The sequence below is a fragment of the Nonomuraea mesophila genome, from assembly GCF_004352805.1.
Lineage (GTDB): Bacteria > Actinomycetota > Actinomycetes > Streptosporangiales > Streptosporangiaceae > Nonomuraea > Nonomuraea longispora.
Genome location: NZ_SMLD01000290.1, coordinates 1 through 6,385, shown reverse-complemented (window position 1 = coordinate 6,385; position 6,385 = coordinate 1). Strand labels below are relative to the sequence as shown.

Here is a 6,385-nt window from a genome sequence, read left to right as displayed (position 1 = left end):
GGGCCGGGGCGTTCTTCCTGCTGCTGGACGAGCCCGAGGTGTACGGCCTGCCGCCGGATCCCGTGGTGACCACCCGTGACCTGCCGGCCATGTGGCGCTGGGCGGGCGCGGCCGCGGTGTCGGCGATGGGCGCCGTGGCCCTCGCCTTCCTCGGGTCGTCGCGCGGAGGGGGGCGGCGGTGAGGCGGGAGCGGGCGATGGTGCCGGAGGCGGAGTTCCGGTCCTACTACGGCCGCCCGGTGCTGAAGCCGCCCGTCTGGCACGAGCCCCACATGCCGACATATCTGTATCTGGGAGGAGTGTCGGGGGTGTCGTCCGCGATGGCCGTCATGGCCCGGCTCACCGGCCACGACCGCCTGGCCCGTACGGCCGGCGTCGCGGCGGCGGCCGGCGCGTCACTCGGAGCCGCCCTGCTCTCCGCCGAGCTGGGCAGGCCGGAACGGTTCCTCAACATGTTCCGGGTCTTCAAGCTCAGTTCCCCGATGAGCGTCGGCTCGTGGCTCCTCGCCGTTCAGGGCGGGCTGTCGGCCGCCGCCCTGGCCGGTGACCTCGCCGGTGACCTCGCCGGTGATCTCCCGGGCGGTCTCCCGGGTGAACTCGGCGGTGGCCTGACCGGCGTCCTGCCGGTCGCGGGCGACGCGGCGCTGCTGGCCACCGGGCTGACCGGGCCGCTGACCGCCACCTACACCGCCGTCCTGGTCGCGGACACGGCCGTGCCCGCCTGGCACGAGGCGTACCGGGAGCTGCCGTTCCTGTTCGCGGGCAGCGCGATGGCCGCGGCGGGCGCGGTCGCCATGCTCGGCACGCCCCGGGCCCAGGCAGGTCCTGCCCGTGCCGTGGCCGCGCTCGGGGCCGCCACGGAGACGGTCGCGGGGGAGGTGCTGGAGCGGCGGCTCGGGTTCGTCGGGGAGCCGTACCGCAAGGGGCGGGCCGGCCGGCTCATGCGGGCCGCGCGCGTGCTCACGGCCGGGGGCGGGCTGCTCGCGGTGGTCGCGGGACGCAGCCGCGCCCTCACCGCCCTGGCCGGGATCGCCCTCACGGCGGGCTCCCTGTGCACCCGCTTCGGCATCCTCGAAGCGGGCCGCGCCTCGGCCGCCGACCCGAAATACACGGTCGTCCCCCAGCGCCGCCGCCTCGACGCCCGGGCCGACGCCGTACCGAAGGACGCCTGAGGTCCTGGTCCCGGCGCTCGACCGAGGGGCTGGAAGCCGGGACGGCTTCCAGCTTCCAGCCCCTCGCCCTCAGCGCAGGCGCAGGTGGGGGCCGTCCAAGGGGACCAGCTCGCCGATCACGGGCGCGCCCGGGACCTCGCCGGCGACCAGCAGGCCACCCGAGGTCTGGGCGTCGGCCAGCAGCAGGAGCTCATCCTCGCCGAACCCGCCGGGGTCGAGCCGCGGCCGCACCCAGTCGAGGTTGCGGCGGGTGCCGCCGCTCACGTGGCCGTCGCGCAGCGCCTGCCGGGCCCCCTCCAGGTACGGCACCGCCGCGACGTCCACCACCGCCGTCACGCCGCTCGCCCTGCACAGCTTGTACAGGTGCCCGAGCAGCCCGAACCCCGTCACGTCGGTGGCGCACCGCGCCCCGGCGGCCAGCGCGGCCCGCGACGCGTCGCGGTTCAGCGTCGTCATCGTGCTGACCGCCTGCGCGGACACCTCGCCCGTCGCCTTGTGCCGCGAGTTCAGCACCCCGATGCCGAGCGGCTTGGTCAGGGAGATCGGCAGGCCGGGGTGGGCGGCGTCGATGCGCAGCAGGCGGGCCGGGTCGGCCAGGCCGGTGACCGCCATGCCGTACTTCGGTTCGGGGTCGTCCACGCTGTGACCGCCGGAGACGTGGCAGCCGGCCTCCCGCGCCACGTCCAGGCCGCCCCGCAGCACCTCCTCGACCAGGTCGAGCGGCAGCCGGTCGCGGGGCCAGCCGAGCAGGTTCACCGCCACCAGAGGCTCCCCGCCGACCGCGTATACGTCGGACAGGGCGTTGGCCGCCGCGACGCGGCCCCAGTCGTACGGGTCGTCCAGCACGGGAGTGAAGAAGTCGGCGGTCACCACGACCGCCCGGCCGCCGTCGATCCGTACCACGGCGGCGTCGTCCCCGTCGTCCAGCCCCACGATCAGTTCCCCGGCCGGTGAGCCGGTGGCGCGGGGATGCGGAGCCCCGAGGCCGGCGACGATGGTCTCCAGCTCGCCGGGCGGGATCTTGCAGGCGCAGCCGCCCCCGTGCGCGTACTGCGTCAGCCGCACCGCGCCGTGCGGGTTCGCTGGTGTCATGGCCGTCCTCACTGCGGTTTCGCGGGTGCCGCCGGGTCACCTACCCCGAGGTGGGTAGGTTCTCCCCTGGAGGCGTCTGGGCGCCTGGTGGCCCCCGCGGTCTTCAAAACCGACGAGGTCGAGGTTCTCGGCCTGGCGGGTTCGATTCCCGTCCGCCTCCGCTTATGTTCGGGAGCATGGACCGTCGCAGGCTGGTGCCGCGCACCGACGCCGTGCTGGCCGACCCGCGCCTGGTGGAGGCGGGCGGGCGGCTGGGCAGGCCGGTGGTCAAGGCGGCCGTGGCGGCGGCCCAGCACCGGGCGCGGCAGGGCGAGATCGGCCCGGACGACGTGGCCGACGCGGCGGTGGCGGCGCTCCCGGCGCGGGCGGCGAGCCTGCGGCCGGTCGTCAACGCCACGGGCGTGCTGATCCACACCAACCTCGGCAGGGCCCCGCTGTCGGCCGCGGCGGTCGAGGCGATGACCGCCGCAGCCGGGCCCGCCGACGTGGAGTTCGACCTGGTGACGGGTGCCAGGGCGCGGCGGGGACGCGGGGCGGCCCAGGCGCTGGCCGCGGCCGTGCCGGCGGCGGCGGACGTGCACGTCGTCAACAACAACGCCGCCGCCCTCGTCCTGGTCGCCACCGCGCTCGCCGCCGGGCGGGAGATCCTCATCAGCCGGGGCGAGCTGGTGGAGATCGGCGACGGGTTCCGCATCCCCGACCTGCTCGCCTCCACCGGAGCGCGGCTGCGCGAGGTGGGCACCACCAACCGCACCTCCGCCCGCGACTACGCCGACGCGGTGGGGCCGGCGACGGGGTTCGTGCTCAAGGTGCACCCGTCGAACTTCCGCATCGAGGGCTTCACCGGCGCGGCGGAGGTGCCCGAGCTGACCGGGCTCGGCGTGCCCGTCGTCGTGGACATCGGCTCGGGCCTGCTGGCGCGCGAGCCGCTGCTGCCCGCCGAACCCGACGCCACCACCATGATCGAATCGGGCGCGGACCTGGTGACGGCCAGCGGCGACAAGCTGCTCGGCGGGCCGCAGGCGGGGCTTCTCCTGGGCCGTGCCGACCTGGTCGAACGGTGCCGCCGCCACCCGCTCGCCCGCGCGCTGCGGGTGGACAAGCTCACCCTCGCCGCGCTGGAGGCGACGCTGCGCGGTCCCGTACCGCCGGTCTCGCAGGCGCTGCACGCCGACCCGGCCGCCCTGGCGAGGCGCGCGGCCGCCCTGGCCGGCCGTCTGGCGGGCGCGGGGGTCGACGCGCGGGACGTGCCGAGCACGGCCGCCGTGGGAGGCGGCGGGGCGCCCGGCGTGCGGCTGCCCAGCGCCGCCGTGAGCCTGCCGGAACGCCTCGCCGTCCCGCTGCGGACGGGCGACCCGCCGGTCGTCGGCCGCGTCGAGCACGCGCGCCTGCTGCTGGACCTGCGCACCGTCCCGCCCGAGCACGACGGCGACGTGGAGCGCGCGGTCCTGGCGGTCGCGGAGGTGCGGGGCTGATGCACGTCGTGGCCACCGCGGGTCACGTCGACCACGGCAAGTCCACTCTCGTACGCGCGCTCACCGGGATGGAGCCCGACCGGCTGGACGAGGAGCGCCGGCGCGGCCTGACCATCCAGCTCGGGTACGCCTGGACGGCCCTCCCGTCGGGGGAGCGGCTCGCCTTCGTGGACGTCCCCGGCCACGAGCGCTTCCTCGCCACCATGCTCGCGGGGGTGGGGCCCGTGCCCGCCGTCATGTTCGTGGTGGCGGCCGACGAGGGGTGGATGCCGCAGTCCGAGGAGCACCTGGTGGCGCTGGAGGCCCTCGGCGTACGCCACTGCCTGCTCGTGGTCACCCGGTCCGACCTCGCCGGCCCCGCAGGGGCGGTGGAACAGGCCCGCCCCCGTCTCGACGCCGCCGGCATCGGCGGGGTGGAGGCGGTCACCGTGAGCGGGCGCACCGGCCAGGGGCTGCCCGAGCTGCGGCAGGCGCTGGACCGGCTGGTGTCCGGGCTGCCCCGGCCCGATCCGGCGGCGGAGGTCCGGCTCTGGGTCGACCGGGCGTTCAGCGTGACCGGCAGCGGGACGGTGATCACGGGGACGCTGCCCGCGGGGACGGTCTCGGTGGGCGACGAACTGCTGCTCGCCGGCGAGCCGGTACGGGTCAGAGGCCTGGAGTCGCTGAAGGAGCCGCGGGACACGGTGAGCGGGGTGGCCCGGGTGGCGGTCAACCTGCGCGGCCACGACGTCTCCGGCCGGGGGGAGGCGCTCGTCACGCCGGGCGGCTGGACGTACACAGACCTGATCGACGTGAGCGTCCGCCCCGCCGGGGCGCCGCGGCACGAGAGCGCGGGGTTGCCCCGGAGACTGACGGTCCACGTCGGGTCGGCGGCGGTGGCGGCAGAGGCGCGGCACCTCGGCGGAAGCGTCGTGCGACTGCGGCTGGCCCGGCCGCTCCCGCTGCATCTCGGCGACGTGCTGCTGCTGCGCGACCCCGGGCGGGACCGGTCGGAGGTGCGGGTGCTCGCCGGGGCGAGCGTGCTCGACGTACGCCCGCCGGCCCTGGGCCGCAGGGGCGCCGCCCGCCGGCGAGCGGCCCTGCTGGAAGCGGCCCTGCTGGAGACCGCCGTGCCCGGCATGGCGTACGCGCTGCGCCTGCATCGCTTGTTGCGCGCCGTCGACCTGCGCGCCATGGGTGTTCCGCCGGACGCCCCTGGAACGTCGGGGGAGTGGTACGCCGACCCCGGCCACTGGAAGGAGCTGGGCCGGCGGCTGGTGGAGGAGGTCCGGAGGTACGCCGCCGGCCACCCCCTGGAGCCCGCCATGCCGGTGGAGGCGGCCCGCCACCGGCTGGGCCTCCCCGACCGGCGGCTGGTCACCTCCCTGGTACGGCCGCCGCTCGCGCTTCACGCAGGGCGGATCGTGGCGGGCCCCGCCGGCCTGCCGGAGCCGGTGGCCAGGGCGGTCGAGCGGCTGCGACGGGACCTGGCGGCGCGGCCCTTCCAGGCGCCGGACGCGGGACGCCTGGCCGGGCTGGGGCTGGGCCCGCGAGAGCTGGCCGCGGCCGAACGGGCGGGAAGCCTGCTGCGCGTGGCCGAAGGAATCGTCCTGCTGCCGGGCGCCGACGTACGAGCGGCCGCACTGCTGAGCCGGCTGCCGCAACCGTTCACGGTCAGCCAGGCCAGGCACGCACTCGCCACCACCCGCCGGGTCGTCGTGCCGCTGCTCGAGCACCTCGACCGGGCCGGCCTCACCGAACGTCTGGACGAGGTGCACCGCCGCTGCAGATGATCGCGCCTCAGCGCCCGGCGGGCTCGAACAACTCGACGAAATTGCCGGCCGGGTCGGCGAGCAGGATCTGGCGCCCGCCCGGTCCCGCGACGACCTCGCCGCGGAAGGACAGCCCGGCGGCGCGCAACCGGTCGATCTCGGCGTCGAGGTCGTGGACGGTGAGATGGATGCGGTTGCGGCCCGGCGCGTCGGATCCCTCGGGCGTGGCCCGGGCGCCGGAGCTCTCCGGCCCGGACAGCAGTAGCCGCAGCGGGCCGCGTACCACGTCGGCGAAGGCGGGCGCCGGGTGGGCGCGCAGGGTGAAGCCGAGATAGGTGGTGTAGAAGCGCACGGCTGCGGCCACGTCGTCGACGATGTAGCGCACGCCGGCGGGTTCGGACGGTGTGGTCATGACGGAACCTCCGGGGTCGTGGCAGGGGTGAGGACGGGCAGCAGGCGGCGGATGCGGGTGTCGAGCTCCCGTGCCGTGTCCACGAAGGCGGGGTAGCTCACCTGGTCGTCGCCGCCCGTCGCGGCAGGGTCGGGAATGCTCCAGTGCGTCGGCCGCGGCCGCTCGCCGAACGCGGGATGCGCCTCGCGGACCTTGTCGCACAGGCTGATCAGGTGAGAGAAACGGCGCGGGTCCACGGCGTCCAGGTGGCGCGGCCGCACGCCGGCGAGGTCGAGGCCGTACTCCTCGCGCAGGACGCGCACGGCGTTGGGATGCATGCGGGCTTTCGGGTGGCTGCCCGCGCTCATCACCTCCACGTGGCCGCCGCCGCGGTGACGCAGCAACGCGGCGGCGATCGGCGAGCGGGCGCTGTTGCCGGTGCACGCGAACAACACCCGCGGACGGACCGCGGCGCCGCCGGCCGGGGCAGAGGACGGGGCAGGGG

At 76.5% G+C, this 6,385-nt stretch carries 6 protein-coding genes, 1 tRNA gene and 1 pseudogene; 5 read left to right on the top strand and 3 right to left on the bottom strand.

Features of this window, described 5'->3' with window-relative positions:
• Together E1295_RS46565 and nrfD are read left to right on the top strand one after the other, a co-directional pair.
• Positions 1–182 (top strand): annotated as a pseudogene (locus E1295_RS46565) (4Fe-4S dicluster domain-containing protein); the annotation flags it as partial.
• Entirely contained in the window at positions 179–1,171 is a 993-nt protein-coding gene (gene nrfD / locus E1295_RS46560; RefSeq protein ID WP_246081223.1) for an NrfD/PsrC family molybdoenzyme membrane anchor subunit, read from the top strand. The pseudogene E1295_RS46565 and the gene nrfD, both read left to right, overlap by 4 nt.
• A 69-nt stretch (positions 1,172–1,240) precedes the next feature.
• On the opposite strand, the gene selD is transcribed toward nrfD, so the two are convergent.
• Positions 1,241–2,263 (bottom strand): selenide, water dikinase SelD, encoded by a 1,023-nt coding sequence (gene selD, locus E1295_RS46555; RefSeq protein ID WP_132641588.1) that lies wholly within the window; start codon positions 2,261–2,263, stop codon positions 1,241–1,243.
• Positions 2,264–2,331: 68 nt separating this feature from the next.
• On the opposite strand from selD, the gene E1295_RS49525 reads away from it, so the two are divergent.
• The 3 genes from E1295_RS49525 to E1295_RS46545 all read left to right on the top strand — a co-directional run bounded on the left by E1295_RS49525 (position 2,332) and on the right by E1295_RS46545 (position 5,510).
• Positions 2,332–2,425, top strand: a tRNA-Sec gene (locus tag E1295_RS49525).
• A gap of 14 nt (positions 2,426–2,439) precedes the next feature.
• The gene (gene selA / locus E1295_RS46550) at positions 2,440–3,738 is read left to right on the top strand and encodes an L-seryl-tRNA(Sec) selenium transferase (protein WP_132641586.1); all 1,299 of its coding nucleotides are present in this window, start codon (positions 2,440–2,442) and stop codon (positions 3,736–3,738) included.
• Positions 3,738–5,510, top strand: a complete 1,773-nt coding sequence (locus tag E1295_RS46545) for a SelB domain-containing protein (protein WP_132641584.1) — start codon at positions 3,738–3,740, stop codon at positions 5,508–5,510. Before selA ends, E1295_RS46545 begins: the two co-directional genes overlap by 1 nt.
• Before the next feature lie 7 nt (positions 5,511–5,517).
• Here E1295_RS46545 and E1295_RS46540 read toward each other — a convergent pair whose 3' ends face one another.
• Positions 5,518–5,901, bottom strand: coding sequence for a VOC family protein (locus E1295_RS46540; protein ID WP_132641582.1), 384 nt, complete (start codon positions 5,899–5,901; stop codon positions 5,518–5,520).
• Positions 5,898–6,385 (bottom strand): arsenate reductase ArsC (locus E1295_RS46535; RefSeq protein WP_132641580.1); only part of this gene is annotated, 488 nt, incomplete at its 5' end. The genes E1295_RS46540 and E1295_RS46535, both read right to left, overlap by 4 nt.